Origin of the sequence: Mesorhizobium sp. M1D.F.Ca.ET.231.01.1.1, assembly GCF_003999155.2 — a bacterium.
Taxonomy (GTDB): Bacteria; Pseudomonadota; Alphaproteobacteria; order Rhizobiales; family Rhizobiaceae; genus Mesorhizobium.
Window position 1 is genome coordinate 1 of record NZ_RZOZ02000289.1, and the last position, 281, is coordinate 281.

At 66.5% G+C, this 281-nt stretch carries 1 protein-coding gene; it reads left to right on the top strand.

What is annotated here, in order from left to right; genetic code table 11:
- A partial coding sequence (locus EN874_RS33340; protein WP_135884756.1) for an efflux RND transporter permease subunit occupies window positions 1-281 on the top strand: 281 nt, incomplete at both ends.

Below are 281 nucleotides of genomic sequence, written 5' to 3' on the forward strand. Positions count from 1 at the left end.
CAGGGCTCCAGCGCGCAGTTCAACATCGAGCTGAAATCGCGCAAGGAAGGCCGCCGTGAAACCACCGCGCATGCCCTGGCACGGCTGAGTGCGAAGGCCGACCGCTACCCCGACCTGCAGCTGCGCCTGCGCGCGATCCAGGACCTGCCCAGCAACGACGGCGGCGGCGCCAGCCAGGGTGCGCAGTACCGCATTTCCCTGCAGGGCAACGACCTGGCCGCACTGCAGGAATGGCTGCCCAAACTGCAAGCGGAACTGAAGAAGAACCCGAAGTTGCGCGA